Origin of the sequence: Streptomyces sp. NPDC051214, from assembly GCF_040682375.1 — a bacterium.
Taxonomy (GTDB): Bacteria; Actinomycetota; Actinomycetes; order Streptomycetales; family Streptomycetaceae; genus Streptomyces.
Genome location: NZ_JBFBAT010000009.1, coordinates 40,267 through 58,487 on the forward strand (window position 1 = coordinate 40,267; position 18,221 = coordinate 58,487).

Sequence of the window (18,221 nt, forward strand, 5' to 3'; positions counted from 1 at the left end):
ACCGGCTCCAAGCTCCTCACCCCCGGCAACACCAGACAGCCTCGCCGCGCCGAATTCAGGCCCCCCGCCCCTGGCAGCACCAGACCCCAACGCCTCCCCGGCTCCAAGCTCCTCACCCCCGGCAGCACCAGCCCCCAACACCTCCCCGGCTCCGGGCCCACTCCCCGCTGAGCCAGCCAGCCCGCCCCCGACAGCACCACGAACCCCGGCCAGGGCCCGTCCAGACGTACCCTCCGGAGCCCAGAACGCGATCCGTCCCTCCCTCGGGACCTCGGCCGGTAGGAACACCGCGGCGCACGACCGCACGAGTTCCGCGAGCAGCCGCTCGGCGTCGGCGGGAGGGCCGGCGTCGGCGGCGTCCGTGTTCGCGGCGTTCCCCGCCCTCACGTGCACCACCTCGCTCACCCTCAGTCACTCATGCGCCATTCCCGCACCTCAGCCTAGGCCAGCCGCCCCGCAGCAGGCGCCGGGCGGCCCGGCCGACGCCACCCGCCCCGGCGGAATTCGGATGCGCCCCCGCACCCCGCTCCCCCAGGATCGGCCCCATGACCACCACGCAGCGCACGGTCGTGCCCACCCTCTTCCCGCCGCCCGGTTACGCCCACGCCGCCCTCGTCGAAGCCGGCACCACGCTTGCCTTCATGGCGGGGTCCGTGCCGCTGGACCCCGAGGGAAACCTCGTCGGACCAGGAGACGTGGCGCGCCAGACCGGCCAGGTCATCGCCAATCTCGACGAGGCCCTGCGCGCGATCGGCAGCGATCTGACGCAGGTGGTGGCCAGCACGGTGTACGTCGTGAGCTCCGAGCCCGGCCCGCTGACCGAGGCATGGGAGGTGATCCGCGCCTCCGACCTGCTCGCGAAGGGCCCGCACACCTCGACGCTGCTCGGTACGACGTGCCTCGGCTACCCCGGCCAGCTGGTCGAGATCACCGCCACGGCCGTGGTCCCGGGCCCGCGCCCCTAACCGACCTGCCGGGCCCTGCTCGCGAGCCCCAGCGCGTACTCCGGCCACCACTGCCCCGCCTTGGGCCCGCCCCGGCACGTCCCGTCGGACTCGCCGGGACGCTTGATCCACAGGTAGGCGTCGAGGGCGGGGTCGCCGGTGGCGGTGGTGGGCGGGGTGCCGAGGGCGCGGCCCGGGGGGTTGCACCAGGGTTCGTCGGTGCTGTCGGTGTAGGGACCGTTTCCGTTGCGGCTGCTGTCCACGACGAAGTGGCTGTTGCCGCCGAGTGCCGCGGCGATGCGGTGCCCGTACTCCGAACTCTCGGCGTTCGTATGATAGTTGGACGTGTTGACGGCGAAGCCGTCGGCTTTGTCGACCCCGGACTGCCGCAGCGGGGCGACCAGGCGCCGCTCGTCGGGGATCCAGCCGGTGTTGCCCGCGTCCAGGTAGACCTTGGTGTGCGGCCGGGCCTTGAGCCGGTCGACGACGTGGGCGAGCAGGCCGTACCGCTCGTCGGCGTCGGCCTTCGCGCAGCCCGCGATCTCCTGCGCGACGGCGTCCGGTTCGACGATGACGTACGCGGCGCGGTCGCCGATGCCCGCGGCGAGTTCGTCGGCCCACGTCCGGTACTCCGCCGCGGTCGTCGCCCCGCCGCTGGAGTAGTCACCGCAGTCGCGGTGCGGGATGAAGTACGCGACGAGTACGGGGGTGCGTCGCGCCTCGGTGGCCGCCAGCGTGACCGCGCGGGCGGTGGGCCCGGGGTCGGCGCCGTACAGCCAGACGGCCTGGGGGCGCCCCGCGATGCGCTGGATGAGCTGGGCGTCGGCGACCCGGCCCTGGCTTCGCCAGGCGGTGACCTGGCGGGCGGCGGCGCTGTTCGGATCGACCCAGAAGTCGGTAGCCGCCGGGACGGCCGCGGGCCCGTCCCCGTCACGCGGGCCGCCGCCGTCGGCCTGAGCGGCGCCGGCCTGAGCGGCGCCGGAGACCACCGCGCTCACCAGGAGCGTGGCGGCGAGGAGTCGGGCGAGGCGGGGGCGGGCTCGGCCGGGTGATCGGAAGGGCGGCTGCGACGGCGACACCGGGCACCTCCAGTTGCTCGGCGCCGGACGGGCCCGGCGCGTTCCCCGGAGTCTGCGGCGGCCACAGCGCCGCCATGCCCCCTGCACCGCCGGACGGGCGACAGATCACCGGAAGAATCACTCCGACGGCGGCCCGAGCACCCACCCCGGGCCCACACCCCAAGTACCCGCCACCCGCGAACGCTTGCCCTGACCACCGACCCGCGCCCCCCAGCCCAGACCCGACAACCACCCACCCACGAGGAGCCGCTCCACTCCCACCTCAAGCCCGCGCCTCAAGTACCTGCCGCCCGCGCACGCTTGGCACGACCGCCGACCCGAGCCCGCCCAACCCCGCCCCGACGCCCGACCACCTACGAAGGGCCGCTCCACCCCCACCCCGAACCTGGCCCTCAAGTACCGGCTGCCCGCGAACGCTTGCCACGACCACCGAACCACACCCGCCCAACCCCAGCCCGGCACTTGCCCCCTACAAAGAACCACCCCACCCCCGCCCCCAAGTCCGCCCCTTGGGAAGGGGTTTGGCGTAGCCGCCCGTTCGGCTTGTGGTCAGGTTCAGGGTGATCAGGGACTCGGCTAGTTTCACCGCTGCCGCGACTCCGTCGACCACCGGCATGTCGAGGGCCGTGCCGACCTTCTCCTGGAGGCCGGTCATCCCCGCGCAGCCGAGGACCAGGACCTCGGCGCCCATGTCGCGGGCCCGTTCGGCGGCGGTCAGGAAGGCTCGGGCGGTGACCTCGGAGTCCCCGAGGTCCAGGACGCCGAGCCCGGTCCCGATCACCGCCGCGCAGTTCTGCGCGACGCCCGCCGCGTGCAGGCTGTCCTCGATCTGGCCGCGCGTCCTGTCGAGGGTGGTGACGACGCCGTACCGCCGCCCGAGCAGGCAGGCGAGATGCGCGGCGGCCTCGGTGATGTCGACGACGGGCACGTCGAGGAGTTCCCGGGCGCCCTCGCGCCCGTGCTCGCCGAACCCGGCCATGACCACGGCGTCGCAGGGTTCTTCGTAGCCGCGCAGGGTGTCCAGGACGGCGGCCGCCGAGAGGTAGCTGTCGAGCCACCCCTCGGCGGACTCGGGGCCCCAGGCGGGGGTGAGTCCCGTGATCGTGGTGCCGGGGGCGGCCGCCGCCGCGGCACCCCGCACGATCTCCTCGGTCATCGCCCGCGTGGTGTTGCAGTTGGTGACGACGATGTGCACTAGGCCTCCTCGTCGCCGGCGACGGATTCGGTGGAAGGCCCCGCAGGCCCCGCAATCCCCGCAGCCCCCGCCGCTCCCGCACCCCCCGCGGCCCGCTCGGCGCGGCACAGCGCCGCGTACAGCAGTGCGGCCGTGGCGGTCCCGATGAACCAGGAGTACGGCGCGACGTAGTCGAAGAACGGCACGAGCGCGCACACCGCGGCGACGCCGGCCGTCGGCACGAAGGCCCCCAGCGCCTTCGGGTTGACGCCCCGCTTGTAGTAATAGGGCGATCCGGGCTCGGCCTTGAAGAGCGCATCGGCGTCGATGCGGCCACGCTTCACCCAGAAGTAGTCGACCGCGATGATCCCGAACAGCGGTCCGAGGAAGGCGCCGAGCCCGCCGAGGAAGTAGTTCACGACGGTCGGGTTGGAGTAGAGGTTCCACGGGGTGACCAGCAGCGCGGCGACCGTCGAGATGATGCCGCCGATCTTGAAGGTGATCTTCTGCGGCCAGACGTTGGCCAGGTCGTAGGCAGGCGAAACGAAGTTGGCCACGATGTTCACGCCCATCGTGGCGACGGCGAAGGTGAGGGCCCCGAAGATCAGCACCCAGGTGTTGCCGATCTCGGCGACCAGTTCGGCGGGGTCGGTGATGGCCTTGCCGAAGACCTCCAGGCTGCCCGCGGTGACGATGACGGAGAGGATCACGAAGGCCGTGGAGTTGATGGGAAGGCCCCAGAAGTTGCCGCGCTTGACGGTGCGGTAGTCGGGGGCGAAGCGCGAGAAGTCGCAGAAGTTGAGCATCAGCGTGCCGTAGGTGGCGAGGATGAGACCGATGGCGCCGAACCACTGCCGCACCTGCTCACCGGTGGAGACCGGGTGGGGGGTGTTGGTGAGCGAGATGGTCCAGCCGGCCTTCCAGAGGATCCACACCGCGAGGGCGATCATCACGACCCAGATGGCGGGCCCGCAGAAGTCCTGGAACTTCCGTACGGATTCCATGCCTTGGGTCATGATCAGCCCCTGCACGAGCCAGAGGGCGACGAACGAACACCAGCCGAGGGCGTGCAGCCCGAGGAAGGAGTGTTCGGTCCACGCGTCGAGACCCGGGAAGGCGGCGATCAGCATGACGTTGACCGCGATGGACGCCAGATAGGTCTGGATTCCGTACCACATGATGGCGATCACGGCCCGGATCAGGGCGGGGATGTTGGCGCCCCAGACGCCGAAGCTGATGCGGCTGACGACAGGGAACGGCACGCCGTGGCGCTGACCGATGCGCCCCATCATGTTCATTCCGACGTAGATGAGCACGAAGCCGACGAGCAGGGAGGTGAAGATCTGCCAGACGTTCAGACCGAGGACCAACAGGCCCGCCGCGAACGTGTAGTTGCCCAGGTTGTGGACGTCCGACATCCACAGGGCGAAGAGGTCGAAGACCTTCCACTTGCGTTCGGCGGAGGGGGCGAGGTCTTCGTTGGTGAGGCGGGGATCGGGGACGAAGCCGGTCGCGGCGCCCGGGGAGTCGGCGCGCTGGGTGGGTGTCACGGGAGTGAGGGACACGGGGCCTCCTTCGAGGGGGACGGAGGTGCGGCACTCTTTGGTATACCAAGTTTTGGTATACCAAAGATTCCGACATGCTCCCGCTCCCGCAGGCGCCCGGCAATGTCCCTGCGGTTACGAATCGGTAAATCGACGCGCGGTTCGGCAATGATGGACCCCATGACGACCGTGGAACAGCCGCTGGCCGCCGTACGCGAACGAGTGCTCGCCGAGCTGCGGCAGGACATCATCGCCGGACGCCTGGGACCGGGCGACCGCCTGGTGGAACGCGAGCTCGCGGAGCGCCTGGGGGTGTCCAGGGTTCCGGTCCGCGAGGCGATCCGGGCGCTGGTCGCGGAGGGCTTCGTCACCTTCGAGACCCCGCGCAGGACCGTGGTCCGCCGGCTGACCCGCACCGACGTGGCCGAACTCTTCGAGCTGCGCGAGGCGTTGGAGGTGTTCGCGACGGGGCGCGCGGCGGAGCGTGCCACCGAAGAGGGCCTCGCGGAGCTCTCCGCGCTCCTCGACAGCGCGGCCGAGGCGACGCGCACGGCGGACGCCGAGTCGATCACGGACATCAACACGCGCTTCCACGACCGCCTGCTCGCGATGGCGGGCAACGGCCTGCTGACCTCGGTCATGGAGCCGGTGGACGGGCGCCTCCGGTGGATGACGCGGCGCAACGAGGAGTGGACGCATCTCCTCGCGGAACACCGGGAGTTGTACGAGGCGGTGGCGTCCGGGGACGCGGAGCGCGCGCGGGGCGTGGCGCTGGCCCACGTGCGGACCAACTACCGCTCCACGGTGCGGCATCTCTTCGGCGAAGAGGAAGAGGGCTAGTCCTCCGCGGAACTCCGCCTCGGACCCCAGCCGGCCGGGCTGGACTCCCAGCCCGGCCCGGCCCGCCCCGTCACGAGGCCCGCAGCCCCCGCATCCGCCCGTACGCGTATACGCAGCCCGCGAGCGCCAGGTCCGAGAGCAGCATGAACCCGATCGAGTACGAGTCCTTGGCGCTGTAGATCGCTCCCATGACCAGCGGTGGCACGAAGCCTCCGAGGCCGCCCATCGCTCCCACGATCCCGGTCACGGAGCCGACCTGCGCCTGTGGTGTCACCTGGGAGACGAGTGCGAAGACGCTGCCACTCGCGGTGCCGAGCCCAGCCGCCATGACCAGGAAGCAGATCGTGCCGCCCGGGTTCAGCGAGGGTTCGAAGGCCTGGGCGATGGCGAAGACGGCGACGACGGCCAGCGCGACCGAGGTGACGGAGGCAGGGTGCATGCGGTCGGACAGCCAGCCGCCGACGGGCCGGAAGATGACCGTGACCAGCGCGAACCCGGCCGCCTTGGTGCCCGCGTCGGTCGGCGAGAGGTCGTACCAGGTCTTCAGGTACGTGGGCAGATAGACCCCGAAGGCGACGATGCCACCGAAGCCGATCGCGTACAGCGCGGAAAGCTCCCACGTCACCCGCAGCCGCCCCGCCTCGCCGAGGCGGGTGGTGAGGGGGCTCGTCGGCACCGGCCGGTCGGGGCGGTCGCTGATGAGCAGCGCCGCGATCACCGCGAACGCCGCGAGGGCGATGGCCACGACCAGGAACGGGAGGTTCTCGCCGTGCTTGGAGATACGGGGCGTGAAGTAGCCGGAGAGCGCCACACCGCCCATGCCCATGCCGAAGACGCCGAGCGCGAAGCCGCGGTGCGCGGGCGGGAACCAGGAGTTGACCAGCGGGATGCCGATCGCGAACGTCGTCCCGCCGAGGCCGAGCAGGAAGCCGACCGCGAGCATCGCGACGTAGTTGTCCTTGGCCGGGATGATCAGCAGCACCGGCACGATGGTGAGCGCCGAGACCAGCGGGAACATCAGCTTGGCGCCGTAGCGGTCGGTGAGCGCGCCGACCGGGACGCGGCCGAGCGAGCCGACGATGACCGGCACGGCGACCAGCAGGGACTGCGCGAAGGAGGAGAGCCCGAGCCGCTCCCCGAAGTCGCTGCCGAGCGGTGCGATCAGGTCCCACGCCCAGAAGGTGAGGGTGAACCCGACGGTGGCCACGAGGAGGTTGCGGTAGGCCGCGGCCGAGGGGCGGGCCGCGGCGGGCGTGGCGGTGGCTGGTGCTTTCGTTGTCATGTGAGAGCCGCTCCAAGCGCCACGAAGGCGCAGATCAGGACGAACAGGATGGCGAGCAGCGGCCACACGAAGCGCAGGTACTTGTCGTAACCGACCTTCGCGAGTGCGACGCCGCCGATGGTCACGGCCGTGGTCGGGACCCAGAGGTTCATCCAGCCGCTCGCCGCCTGCCAGGCCGTGACGACGACGGAGCGCGAGACCCCGGCGAAGTCGGCGAGCGGGGCGAGGATCGGCATGGCGAGGGTCGCGTGGCCCGAGGTGGACGGGATGAGGAAGGCGAGCGGCAGGTTCACGACGAAGACGATGATCGCGAAGAGGCCGGAGGACGTGCCCTTCACCACGCCCTCGATCGAGTGCAGGACGGTGTCCGTGACCTTCGAGTTGTTCATGATCACCGTGACGCCGCGGGCGAGCACGATGACCAGCGCGGGCGAGATGAAGTCGGCCGCGCCCTGGGTGATGGTCGAGCTGAGCTTCTGCTCGCCCATCCGTGCCACGCACCCGACGAGTACGGCCGCGACGAGGAAGAGCGCCGCCAACTGCGGGAAGGACCAGCCCAGTTCGAAGCCGTACGGCTTCGCGTCCGCGTCGCCCGTCAGCGCGCTCGACCAGGGCACCACCGAGAAGATCATGAACGCGAAGACGAGCGCGACCAGGACGAGCACGGCCTTGTGCAGACGGGTCAGCTCCGGCACCTCGCCCGCGTCGGCGGCGGTCTGCTCCCGGTCGCCGGGCAGGAAGCCGGACAGGGAGCGGGCCGGGTTCTTCCGTACGCGCTTCGCGTAGCGGATGACGTAGGCGATGGTGACCGCGGTCAGGACGATCCACATCGCGAACCGCAGGATGATGCCGTCGCCGAGCGAGATGTCGGCGGCGGACGAGGCGACGCCGGTCGCGAACGGGTTGACCGTGGAGCAGAGCACGCCGATCCCGGCGCCCAGGATGATCGCGCCGACCGCGACCATGCGGTCGTAGCCGAGGGCGAGCATCAGCGGCACGATCAGGCCGTAGAAGCCGAGTGTCTCCTCCGCGAAGCCCTCGACGGTGCCGAGGACGGAGAAGACGAGCATCACCCCCGCGATCAGCATCGCGCCGCGCTCGCGCAGCCGGTGGGCGAGGCGGCCGATGCCGCGGTCGAGGGCGCCGGTGGCGAAGACGACGGTGATGAACGCGCCGATGGCGAGCACGAACAGGAAGACGCCCGCGCTGCCGTACAGCTCACCGGCCAGGTCGGGCCCGACCACGCCCGACTTCTCGTCCTGGATGCCGTACAGGCCGTTGACCGGGGCGAGGAAGAGGTCGTTGAGCCGGTCGACGAAGGTCTGGTCCGAGTCGACGCGGTGGTAGCTGCCCTGGACGGGGGCGCCCTTGTCGTCGCGGTCGTAGGCGCCGGACGGGATGAGGAAGGCGAGCAGCCAGACGGCGACGGTGACGATCGCGAGGATGGTCAGGGCGCTGGGGAAGGTGAACTTCGGCTTGTGCCGCGGCTCTTCGGTGCCGGGGTCGGTGACGGTAGTGCTCATGCGCCGCTCTTCCCGTTTTCGGTGACGCCAGCGAAGTCGGCGGCGTACTCACGCACGAAGGCCGCCATGGCGACGACGGTGTTGCGCAGCTCGGAGAGGAGGACGCGTTCGTTCGGGGCGTGCAGATTGCACATGCTGTCCTGGGCGCCGAAGAGCAGGACCTCGGCGCCGGGTGCCGCCTTCGCCAGGCCGTTGACCAGCGGAATGGAGCCGCCGGTCGCCACGAAGGAGGCCTCTTCGCCCCAGGCCTCCCTGAGCGCGGCGCGGGCGGCGCGGTAGGCGGGTCCGCCGGTCGCCGCCTCGTAGCCGGGGCCGGTGTCGCCGGGCGTGACGGTGAGGGGGACGCCGAAGGGGGTGAGCGAACGCAGGTGGTCGACCAGCTTCGCCTGGGCGTCCCGTGCGTCCTGACGGGGGTGGAAGCGGAGGTTCAACTTGGCGCGCGCGTACGGCACGACGGCCGACGCCGCGTGCTCGACGCTGGGGGCGTCCAGCCCGACGACGGTGATCGCGGGGCCGCTCCAGAGGCGTTCGCCGAGGCTGCCGCTACCGACGAGCGGCACCCCGTCCACCACCCCGGCGAGCTCGCGGAACTCCTCGTCGGTGTAGCCCGTGCCGCTCCAGTCCTCGCGCCGCAGCCCCTCCACGGCCACATCGCCGTGTACGTCGTGAAGGGTGGCCAAGGCCTTGAGCAGCACGAGCAGCGCGTCGGGCGCCGCGCCGCCGAACTCCCCGCTGTGGCGCGGCTCGTCGAGGGTGCGTACCTCCACCACGACCTCGGACGCGCCGCGCAGGGCGGTGGTGAGGGTGGGGGTGCCCGGCCGGAGGTTGCCGAGGTCCGCGACGACCATGGCATCACAGGCGAAGCGTTCCGGATCGGTGGGCGGATAGTCGTCGAAGGCGCTGCCGTACTCCTCCTGGCCCTCGATGACGATCTTGATCCCGACGGGCGGGCGGCCGCCGTAGGCCCGCAGCATTCCCAGGTGTGCGATGACGTTGGACTTGTCGTCCGCGATGCCGCGGGCGCGCAGGCCGCCCTCGATCTCGGTCGGCTCGAAGGGCGGCGACCTCCACAGGCTCTCGTCGCCGGGCGGCTGGACGTCGTAGTGGCCGTAGAGCAGGACCGTGGGCGCCTCGGGGGTCGGCGGCGGGATCTCCCCGTAGATCACGGGCGCGGTGTCCGGCAGGTCCAGGCGCTCGACATGGGGCACCCCCGCTTCCCGCAGCAGCTCGGCCAGCAGGTCGTGCGCCTCGTGCACCGGTGCGGCCGGGAAGCCGGGGAAGGCGATCGACGGGATGGCGGCGAGGCGCACGAGGTCGGCCCGCAACGTGTCCATCAGGCCATCGACAGTGGCTTCGAGCTTCATGGGCGGCACCCCTCGGTCTACGTCCCGCTTTGCGGCGAATAGGCCGAATTATCGGACTCCGAGGGGAGGGGTTTCCGCGCGGCTCGCCGGAAGGGCGGGGATGCCGCACTGCTGCCGCACAGCCCGCACCCCGGCCCTGAACCGCCGGGCAGGCATTAAGGTCGGGGCATGGCTTCGCAGAATTCAGGCGGTGCGGGCAGCGGTGACGGGACCGGTGGAGCTCCGACGGGCACGGCCACGGGCAGCGGTCCGGGCGGTGGCGCGGGTGCGGCCGGGGGCTCGGTGCGTGTCGACGCCTGGATCTGGTCCGTACGCCTGGTCAAGACCCGCTCCGCGGGCGCGGCGGCCTGCAAGGGCGGACATGTGCGGGTCAACGGCGAGCGCGTGAAGCCCGCTTACGGCGTCCACGTCGGTGACGAGGTGCGCCTGCGCCACGCGGGCGGCCGCGAACACGTCGTCATCGTCAAGCGCCTCATCCGCAAGCGCGTCGGCGCCCCGGTGGCCGTCGAGTGCTACGTCGACAACAGCCCTCCCCCGCCGCCCCGCGAGGCCGTCGCCCCCGCAGGCATCCGTGACCGGGGAACGGGCCGCCCCACCAAGCGCGACCGCCGCGAATTGGAACGCCTGCGCGGCTTGGAGGGCTGACGACGCGGGGACGGAATTCCGCCCCGGAGCCCCGACCTTCACTCCCCGCGTCGCGCGAGGAGACGCACCAGCTCCCTCGTCTGCCCGCGCCGCGCCCACGCGATCCACGCGAGCGGCAGGATCAGGATGAGCGGCGTGGCGGCGTTCTCCCCGCCGAGCGCGGACACGCTCGCGACGAACGCACCGATCATCAGCCCGATCAGGGCCGTCGCGCTGACCGAACCGAGCACCGGAATCAGCAGCGCGATCCCGCCGAGCACCTCAAGGGCGCCGATCGTGTACATCCCCGGGTCGCCCCACCCGAGTCTCTCGAAGGTCTCGACGGCCGTGGAGTGCGCGATCAGCTTGGGCACGCCGCTGGCGAGAGCGAAGAACAGGCCGAGCACCACCTGGACCGTGCGCAGCGTGATGCGCACGGAGCGGCGGCCCGCGACGGTCGGGGCGGAGGCGGCAGTGGCGGAGGCGGCTGCCGTGGTCATGGTGATCTCCTCGGTGAGCAGGGGGTGTTGTGCTTGCTGTCACCTGGATAGACCGGCCCGCCCCACAGAACTCATCGCCCGTCGGCACACCATCTACGATCCGCGCCGCACTACCGGATCGGCACCGCCCGGACCCAGATCCCGTCCTCCGTCAGGTACGTGTCGACCCTCAGTCCCGCCTCCTCCAGCGCCTGCTCGAACTCTTCCTTCGTGAGCGGACGGGCGCGGAACGTCTGGGTCCACACGGCGTCCGGGAAGACATACTCCGCGCGCACCTCGTTCACGCCGTCGCCGATCGGTTCCGCCGACAGGATCCGTACGGTGTAGCCCGCGGGGTCGACCCGCTCCCTCGGCAGGTTGGTATGATAGTCCGCGCCCTCCCGCTGGATCAGCACGCAGCCGTCGTCCGTCACATGGCTGCGGCAGGCCCGCAGCATCCCGCGCCGGACCGCCGTGTCGCCGTCGTGCACGAGGAACGAGGCGAGCATCACCACCTCGAACCGCTCCCCCAGGTCGAGTTCCTCGATCGGGCTCCGGACCGTGCGCACCCGCCCGTCGAGCGCGGCGACCTTCTCCAGCATCTCGGCGGACTCGTCCACCGCCGTGATCCGGAACCCCCGCTCGAGGAGGGGACGCGTCACGCGCCCCGCGCCGCAGCCCAGCTCCAGGATGTGCGCACCGGCCGGCACCGCGGCGGCGATGACCTCGGGCTCGTCCCCGACGGACAGGCGCGTGTAGAGCTCGACCGCGCAGCCGTCCGGCGTGATCGCCCCGGGTCCCGTCCCCTCGTATCCCTCACGCATCTGAACAGTCATGCCACCTCAACGAAGCGCCCCGGAGGCCCGTTCCCGCCTCACCCGAAGGCCTCGCGGTCTACAGCGGGAACCAGCCATGCTCCACGTACCAGTGCCCGCCTGCCCGCAGATGGTCGCCCACGGCCCGTTCCACCCTTGTCCGCCTGGGGAGTTCGGCCGCGGGCAGGTCGCGGTCACCGAAGACGAAGGCGACAGGGGTCGCGTCGTCCGCCGCCCGCTCATAACCGGCCGCGAGGCGGAAACGCTCCTGGAAGCGGACGATGTTCGAGTCGGCCGACAGATAGTGCCTCAGTTGCGGATCGAGCAGCCAGGAGTGGCACACGGCTGTCTCATAACGCTCCTCCGGATAGTGCCGCGCGAAGAACTCCCGCGCCAGCGCCATCGAACGGTCGCAGGACTCCGGGGACAGGGGCCCATGGAAGTCGGCGATGTGGAGGTTCAGACAGGGATCGCCCCGGCCCGCGGAGTGCCCCGCCGCGGCCACCGCCCCGCCCATCCGCTCCCCCAGCACGGCGCGCTGGAACTGCAGCCGCCCCAGTTGGTAGAGCTCGCCCCGAAAGTGCAGGGCGTTCCAGCCCGGGTGCAGCAACCCGGGACCACCGCGCGCCCGGCGGTGCACCGCCATGTGCCGCCCGAGGTCCGCGAGCGTACGCCGGGAGATGTCGTCCGGGATGCCGCGGCTGCGGTGATACGCGCGTACGTGCGGCACGGTCGCCACGAACACGAACACGTGGAAGAGGGCCCCGAGCGCGCCCAGCTCCGCCGGCAAGGGCGGGTACTGGGGGTCGTCACCGATCTTTCCCATGTCCCGCACCATCGCGTCGACGCTGCGGTCCAGCAGCCGGCGCGCCTCCGGGTCGCCCATCAGCCGCCCGCGCAGGCGTACCAGGTCATTGATGTCCTCATGCGGCACGGCCAGGTCGAGCAGCACGTCCGGCAGCTCGTCGGCTGGGGGCAGCACCGCCTCGCTCTGCGGCTCTGCCGCGTCTTCAAGATCCTTCAGCCACCCGGCGAGCCACTCGTCGGTCGCGGCCCGATTCCTCAGTACGTCCAGCACAGCCATACCCTCGATCGTCGCATCCGCGATCTTGAAGTCGCAGGCCCTTCCGGTCCTCCGCCCACGGGTGGATGCTGGGAGGTGGAGACGTCCGGGGGCAGGGCGGACAGGGAGGAGATGACCTCTCGTGATGCGCACAGGCAGTGAACCGGTGACCGCGCGCAGTCCCCTGCGCATGCGCTTCTGGCTCAGCGTCTGGGGCCTGATCTGGGCCACCTTCGGCACCGTCGCCTTCGCCCTGACCGGCCGCCCCGGGTGGGCCGCGGTGTGCGGGGCGCTCTGGCTGATCGTCACCGCGGACATGGCGATGATCCTGCGCCACATCCACCAGGGCCCGCACTATCAGCCGGGCCGCGACATCCCGCCGTACGAGCCTCCGAGGGCCGGTTAGCCCTCGTCAGCTCTGGGTCAGCCCCGGTCAGCCCCGGTCAGCCCTCGTCGTCGAAGCGCGCCGCCGCCACGTACTCCGGCTGCGGGTCGAGCGCCGCGGCAAGGCGGAAGTGGCGCCGCGCCTGGTCGGGCCGCGCCTCGCGTTCGTAGGTGCGGGCGAGTGCGAAGTGGGCGAACGCGTTGTCCGGCTCCCGCTCCAGGACGATGGTGAACTCCAGCTCGGCGGCGCGCAGTTGGGCGGCGGCGAAGAAGGCGCGGGCCCGCAGCAGGCGCGCTGCCGTGTTCTCTGGGTGGGCCGCGATGACCGTGTCGAGCAGCTTCACGGCGCCTCTGGGGTCCCGCGCGGCAAGGAGCTGCTCCGCCGCACGGAAGTCGATGACATGGGTCTCCGGGGTTATTTCGGGCACGCGTGATTCCTTCCCTCGCTGCACTGTGTCAACGCCCCGCACACCGCCCTCTATTCCACTCCCGCCCGCTTCACCGCCGCTCCCCGCGTCGGCTAGGCGGCCCGCGCCCGGCGCGCGAGATCCGCCCAGACGTCGCCGACCCGCTGCTCCAGGCCCTCCAGCGGGCCGTCGTTGTCGATCACGAGGTCGGCGATCTCCAGGCGCTTCTCGCGCGTGGCCTGGGCGGCCATCCGCGCACGGGCGTCCTCCTCGCTCATGCCGCGCAGCCGCACGAGGCGGTCCAGCTGGGTCTCGGGGCGCGCGTCGACGACGACCACCAGGTCGTACAGGCGTGCCAGGCCGTTCTCCGCGAGCAGCGGCACGTCATGGATGACCACGGCGTCCTCGGGAGCGGCCTCCTCCAGCTCGGCCGAGCGGGCGCCGACCAGGGGGTGCACGATCGCGTTCAGCGCGGTGAGCTTCTCGGGGTCGGCGAAGACGATGGAACCGAGCTTCGGCCGGTCGAGGGTGCCGTCCGGAGCGAGAATCTCTTCGCCGAAGGCCTCAAGGACCTTGGCCAGGCCCGCAGTTCCGGGCTCCACGACTTCCCGCGCGATCTTGTCGGCGTCGATCAGCACGGCTCCCGACGCGACGAGGAGACGCGATACTTCACTCTTGCCGGCGCCGATACCGCCGGTCAGGCCCACCTTCAGCATGACCGGCAGCTTAGGGGGTGGCCCCCTTGGCTATGCGTCGCCCTCCCGCTCGGCGAGGAAGCGCTCGAATTCCTGGCCGATCTCGTCGGCCGACGGAATGTCCATGGGCTCCGCGAGCATGTTCCCGCGCGCGTCGCCGCCCGCCGCCGCGTCGTACTGGTGCTCGAGTCCCTGCACGAGGGCGACCAGTTCCTCGTCGCCCTCCTGGATCTGCCGGTCGATCTCGGTCTGGGTGCGGTGCGCCTCCGTACGCAGGCCGTGCGCGACGCTCGGCAGCACCAGGCCCGTCGCGGCGGTGATCGCCTCGAGGACCGTGAGGGCGGCGTCCGGGTACGCGGAGCGCGCGATGTAGTGCGGGACGTGCGCGGCGACACCGAGCACGTCGTGGCCCGCCTCCAGGAGGCGGTACTCGACGAGCGAGGCGGCGCTGCCGGGCACCTGCGCCTCGTCGAAGGGGCTGCGGTGCCCCGGCACCAGGTCGGTGCGGTTGCCGTGCGGCGTGAGGCCGACGGGGCGGGTGTGCGGCACGCCCATGGGGATGCCGTGGAAGTTCACCGCGAGGCGCACGCCGAGCCGCTCCACGATCTGCTCGACGGCCGCCGCGAAGCGCTCCCACTCGATGTCCGGCTCGGGCCCGGAGAGCAGCAGGAAGGGCGCTCCCGTGGCGTCCTGGAGCAGCCGCACCTCGAGCGCGGGCACCTCGTAGTCCGTCCAGCGGTCGCGCCGGAACGTGAGCAGCGGGCGGCGCGCGCGGTAGTCGACGAGACGGTCGTGGTCGAAGCGTGCGACCACCTGTCCCGGCAGGCTGTCCGTGAGCCGCTCGACGATCTGGTCGCCGGTCTCGCCCGCGTCGATGTAGCCGTCGAAGTGGTAGAGCATGACCAGTCCGGCCGACTCCTGGGCGAGCGCCATGTCGACGACGGCAAGGCCCTTCGGCTCCCATGCGTACAAATCCTGCGGATCAAGCACTGTGACCGCTCCTCGCCCTCTTCGTCGTGACTCGTACACCAGAACGCCCGCGGCGACGCGCGCATTCCCTCCGCCGCCTCTTCACGGCGGCTTCTTGCGTCACGGCGAACCCCCGTGGGGGACGGCCGAGTTCACAGGACGAGTCACAGGACGAGTCCCAGGCCGAGTGCACGACGGCGGCGAGCGAACGCACTGCGGGCCCGCACCTCCGAAGAGGTACGGGCCCGCAGTTCTCAGCTGTTACCGCCTAGGGGCGAGCCTCAGCTCTGGCCACCGGCGAGCTTCTCGCGCAGCGCGGCAAGCGCCTCGTCCGACGCCAGGGCGCCGGAGTTGTCGTCCGACTCCGAGGAGTACGAACCGCCGCCGCCACCGCTGCCACCGGCAGCCGGGGCACCGGTCGAGGACGCGGGAGCAGCAGCACCCTCGGCCTCGGCCTGGGCGTCCGCCTCGCGGGACTTGATGACCTGGGCCTGGTGCTGCTCGAAGCGCGTCTGCGCCTCGGCGTACTGACCCTCCCAAGCCTCACGCTGGGTCTCGAAGCCCTCGAGCCAGTCGTTCGTCTCGGGGTCGAAGCCCTCGGGGTAGATGTAGTTGCCCTGGTCGTCGTAGGACGCGGCCATGCCGTACAGGGTCGGGTCGAACTCGACGGCCGACGGGTCGGCGCCGAAGGACTCGTTGGCCTGCTTCAGCGACAGCGAGATCCGGCGACGCTCGAGGTCGATGTCGATGACCTTGACGAAGATCTCGTCGTTGACCTGGACGACCTGCTCCGGGATCTCCACGTGGCGCTCGGCCAGCTCGGAGATGTGGACCAGGCCCTCGATGCCCTCGTCGACGCGCACGAACGCACCGAAGGGAACGAGCTTGGTGACCTTACCGGGAACAACCTGCCCGATCTGGTGCGTGCGGGCGAACTGCTGCCACGGGTCTTCCTGCGTCGCCTTGAGCGACAGGGACACGCGCTCGCGGTCCATGTCCACGTCGAGAACCTCGACAGTGACTTCCTGGCCGACCTCGACAACCTCGGAGGGGTGGTCGATGTGCTTCCAGGAAAGCTCGGAGACGTGCACGAGACCGTCGACGCCGCCGAGGTCCACGAACGCACCGAAGTTGACGATCGAGGAAACGACGCCGGAGCGGACCTGACCCTTCTGCAGGGTCGTGAGGAACGTCTGGCGCACCTCGGACTGGGTCTGCTCGAGCCAGGCACGGCGGGACAGGACCACGTTGTTGCGGTTCTTGTCCAGCTCGATGATCTTGGCCTCGAGCTCCTTGCCCACGTAAGGCTGGAGGTCGCGGACGCGGCGCATCTCGACGAGGGAGGCCGGCAGGAAGCCACGGAGGCCGATGTCGAGGATGAGACCACCCTTGACGACCTCGATGACGGTACCGGTGACGATGCCGTCTTCTTCCTTGATCTTCTCGATCGTGCCCCAGGCACGCTCGTACTGAGCGCGCTTCTTGGACAGGATCAGACGGCCTTCCTTGTCCTCCTTCTGGAGAACCAGGGCCTCGATCTCGTCACCAACCGCGACGACCTCGTTCGGGTCGACGTCGTGCTTGATGGAGAGCTCGCGGCTCGGGATGACGCCTTCGGTCTTGTAACCGATGTCGAGCAGGACCTCGTCCCGGTCGACCTTCACGATGACGCCGTCGACGATGTCGCCGTCGTTGAAGTACTTGATCGTCTCGTCGATCGCGGCGAGGAAGGCTTCCTCGTTACCGATGTCGTTGACCGCTACCTGCGGAGTGGTGGCGGTGGTCTCGGTGCTGCTCGTCATGTGGGAAAGGGCTCCGGTACGGACAGAAGTCGTAGGTACTGCTAGCGCCGGAGCCGATTTCGCTCTGAAGAAGCCGGACAGCCTGGGAAGCGCCGATTCCTGAGTTTCCGAAGAAACGGAAGGCGCCTCGACAACCGAGGGGACATACAACAGACGCGAGCGCATCCTGCTAGGTCTGAGGACGGCAGGCTCGCAGCGCAACTTGTAGCATACGGGGGCAGCCGGACAGGGTCAATGCGCGAAGGCGCACACCCGGGGCGGAAGGCCGCAAACCCGGCACAAATGCTGTCGCGTGAGGCCACATGGGCCGCACAGCGCCCTGTCGCGACGCCTTCACGGCGTCCCGCGAGCGCCTCATCGCGACGAGCCTCGACGAAGCCAGACGGAAGAGTACGACGATGGAGCCGATCATCCAAGAGTCCGAGCTGCCCGAGACGTCCGAGCCCGAGGCCACCCGCCGTGACGCGGGGGTCACGGAGAGCAGTCGCGCCAATCGTGGCTGGTGGGACAGGAACGCGGACGACTACCAGATCGAGCACGGCACCTTCCTGGGTGACGACCGGTTCGTGTGGGGTCCCGAAGGTCTCGACGAGGTGGAGGCCGAGCTCCTGGGCCCGCCCGAGGAGCTGAAGGGGAAGGACATCCTGGAGATCGGGGCGGGGGCGGCGCAGTGCTCGCGCTGGCTCGCCGCGCAGGGCGCGCGCCCGGTCGCCCTCGACCTCTCCCACCGCCAGCTGCAGCACGCGCTGCGCATCGGCGGGAGCGTTCCGCTGGTCCAGGCCGACGCCGGGGTGCTGCCCTTCAAGGACGGCGCCTTCGACCTCGTCTGCTCCGCCTACGGGGTGATGCCTTTCGTCGCCGACCCCGTGCTGGTACTCAAGGAAGTGCGGCGCGTCCTGCGCCCCGGGGGCCGCTTCGTGTTCTCCGCGACGCACCCGATGCGCTGGGCCTTCCCCGACGAGCCGGGTCCCGAGGGCCTCTCCGTGGCGGCCTCCTACTTCGACCGCACTCCTTATGTGGAGCAGGACGAGCAGGGCAACGCCGTCTACGTGGAGCACCACCGGACGCTCGGCGACCGGGTGCGGGACATCGTGGCCGGCGGTTTCCGCCTCGTCGATCTCGTGGAGCCGGAGTGGCCCGCGTGGAACACCCAGGAGTGGGGCGGCTGGTCCCCGCTGCGCGGGAACCTGATCCCGGGCTCGGCGATCTTCGTGTGCGTACGAGACTGAGTGC

18 protein-coding genes are annotated in these 18,221 nt (G+C 70.8%); 5 read left to right on the top strand and 13 right to left on the bottom strand.

Annotated elements, in window-relative coordinates; all coding sequences use genetic code 11:
* Nucleotides 1-545: 545 nt before the first annotated feature.
* Nucleotides 546-965, top strand: a complete 420-nt coding sequence (locus AB0M70_RS23860) for a RidA family protein (protein ID WP_365822493.1) — start codon at nt 546-548, stop codon at nt 963-965.
* On the opposite strand, the gene AB0M70_RS23865 is transcribed toward AB0M70_RS23860, so the two are convergent.
* The 3 genes from AB0M70_RS23865 to AB0M70_RS23875 all read right to left on the bottom strand — a co-directional run bounded on the left by AB0M70_RS23865 (nt 962) and on the right by AB0M70_RS23875 (nt 4,762).
* A complete protein-coding gene (locus AB0M70_RS23865) occupies nt 962-2,023 on the bottom strand; it encodes a glycoside hydrolase family 6 protein (RefSeq protein WP_365822495.1) in 1,062 nt (353 codons plus the stop codon). The two genes, AB0M70_RS23860 and AB0M70_RS23865, sit on opposite strands and share 4 nt — an antisense overlap.
* Nucleotides 2,024-2,492: 469 nt before the next feature.
* Nucleotides 2,493-3,218, bottom strand: a complete 726-nt coding sequence (locus AB0M70_RS23870; RefSeq protein WP_365822497.1) for an aspartate/glutamate racemase family protein — start codon at nt 3,216-3,218, stop codon at nt 2,493-2,495.
* A complete protein-coding gene (locus tag AB0M70_RS23875; RefSeq protein WP_365822499.1) occupies nt 3,218-4,762 on the bottom strand; it encodes an NCS1 family nucleobase:cation symporter-1 in 1,545 nt (514 codons plus the stop codon). Before AB0M70_RS23875 ends, AB0M70_RS23870 begins: the two co-directional genes overlap by 1 nt.
* Before the next feature lie 159 nt (nt 4,763-4,921).
* On the opposite strand from AB0M70_RS23875, the gene AB0M70_RS23880 reads away from it, so the two are divergent.
* Entirely contained in the window at nt 4,922-5,581 is a 660-nt protein-coding gene (locus AB0M70_RS23880) for a GntR family transcriptional regulator (protein WP_365822501.1), read from the top strand.
* 70 nt (nt 5,582-5,651) lie between these two features.
* Here the strand turns inward: AB0M70_RS23880 and AB0M70_RS23885 are convergent, their stop codons facing one another.
* From AB0M70_RS23885 to AB0M70_RS23895, 3 genes are read right to left on the bottom strand one after another with little or no spacing between them, the layout of a single operon-like run.
* Nucleotides 5,652-6,863, bottom strand: coding sequence for an MFS transporter (locus AB0M70_RS23885; protein ID WP_365822503.1), 1,212 nt, complete (start codon nt 6,861-6,863; stop codon nt 5,652-5,654).
* Nucleotides 6,860-8,386, bottom strand: a complete 1,527-nt coding sequence (locus AB0M70_RS23890) for a Na+/H+ antiporter NhaC family protein (RefSeq protein WP_365822505.1) — start codon at nt 8,384-8,386, stop codon at nt 6,860-6,862. The genes AB0M70_RS23885 and AB0M70_RS23890 overlap by 4 nt, the downstream gene beginning before the upstream one ends.
* Complete coding sequence (locus AB0M70_RS23895; protein WP_365822507.1) at nt 8,383-9,750, bottom strand: M20/M25/M40 family metallo-hydrolase; 1,368 nt, start codon at nt 9,748-9,750, stop codon at nt 8,383-8,385. Before AB0M70_RS23895 ends, AB0M70_RS23890 begins: the two co-directional genes overlap by 4 nt.
* A gap of 168 nt (nt 9,751-9,918) precedes the next feature.
* Here AB0M70_RS23895 and AB0M70_RS23900 point away from each other — a divergent pair, with 168 nt between their 5' ends.
* Nucleotides 9,919-10,395: an RNA-binding S4 domain-containing protein gene (locus tag AB0M70_RS23900; protein WP_365822509.1), complete on the top strand. Its 477-nt coding sequence runs from the start codon at nt 9,919-9,921 to the stop codon at nt 10,393-10,395.
* Nucleotides 10,396-10,433: 38 nt separating this feature from the next.
* Here the strand turns inward: AB0M70_RS23900 and AB0M70_RS23905 are convergent, their stop codons facing one another.
* From AB0M70_RS23905 to AB0M70_RS23915, 3 genes are all read right to left on the bottom strand, one after another.
* Entirely contained in the window at nt 10,434-10,874 is a 441-nt protein-coding gene (locus AB0M70_RS23905; RefSeq protein WP_365822511.1) for a DoxX family protein, read from the bottom strand.
* Nucleotides 10,875-10,984: 110 nt separating this feature from the next.
* The gene (locus tag AB0M70_RS23910; protein WP_365822513.1) at nt 10,985-11,689 is read right to left on the bottom strand and encodes a class I SAM-dependent methyltransferase; all 705 of its coding nucleotides are present in this window, start codon (nt 11,687-11,689) and stop codon (nt 10,985-10,987) included.
* Nucleotides 11,690-11,747: 58 nt separating this feature from the next.
* Entirely contained in the window at nt 11,748-12,650 is a 903-nt protein-coding gene (locus AB0M70_RS23915) for an acyltransferase domain-containing protein (RefSeq protein ID WP_365823169.1), read from the bottom strand.
* A 226-nt stretch (nt 12,651-12,876) separates the two neighbouring features.
* Here AB0M70_RS23915 and AB0M70_RS23920 point away from each other — a divergent pair, with 226 nt between their 5' ends.
* Nucleotides 12,877-13,137, top strand: a complete 261-nt coding sequence (locus AB0M70_RS23920) for a DUF6343 family protein (protein WP_365822515.1) — start codon at nt 12,877-12,879, stop codon at nt 13,135-13,137.
* 37 nt (nt 13,138-13,174) lie between these two features.
* On the opposite strand, the gene AB0M70_RS23925 is transcribed toward AB0M70_RS23920, so the two are convergent.
* The 4 genes from AB0M70_RS23925 to rpsA form a co-directional block, all read right to left on the bottom strand.
* Nucleotides 13,175-13,543: a tetratricopeptide repeat protein gene (locus tag AB0M70_RS23925; RefSeq protein WP_365822517.1), complete on the bottom strand. Its 369-nt coding sequence runs from the start codon at nt 13,541-13,543 to the stop codon at nt 13,175-13,177.
* A 92-nt stretch (nt 13,544-13,635) separates the two neighbouring features.
* Complete coding sequence (gene coaE / locus AB0M70_RS23930) at nt 13,636-14,238, bottom strand: dephospho-CoA kinase (protein ID WP_365822519.1); 603 nt, start codon at nt 14,236-14,238, stop codon at nt 13,636-13,638.
* 30 nt (nt 14,239-14,268) lie between these two features.
* On the bottom strand, nt 14,269-15,207 hold the full coding sequence (locus AB0M70_RS23935) for a PAC2 family protein (RefSeq protein ID WP_365822521.1): 939 nt from the start codon (nt 15,205-15,207) through the stop codon (nt 14,269-14,271).
* A gap of 260 nt (nt 15,208-15,467) precedes the next feature.
* Nucleotides 15,468-16,988 (bottom strand): 30S ribosomal protein S1, encoded by a 1,521-nt coding sequence (rpsA, locus tag AB0M70_RS23940; protein WP_365822523.1) that lies wholly within the window; start codon nt 16,986-16,988, stop codon nt 15,468-15,470.
* A gap of 398 nt (nt 16,989-17,386) precedes the next feature.
* Between rpsA and AB0M70_RS23945 the strand changes: the two genes are divergently transcribed.
* Nucleotides 17,387-18,217, top strand: coding sequence for a class I SAM-dependent methyltransferase (locus AB0M70_RS23945; protein ID WP_365822525.1), 831 nt, complete (start codon nt 17,387-17,389; stop codon nt 18,215-18,217).
* Nucleotides 18,218-18,221 lie beyond the last annotated feature (4 nt).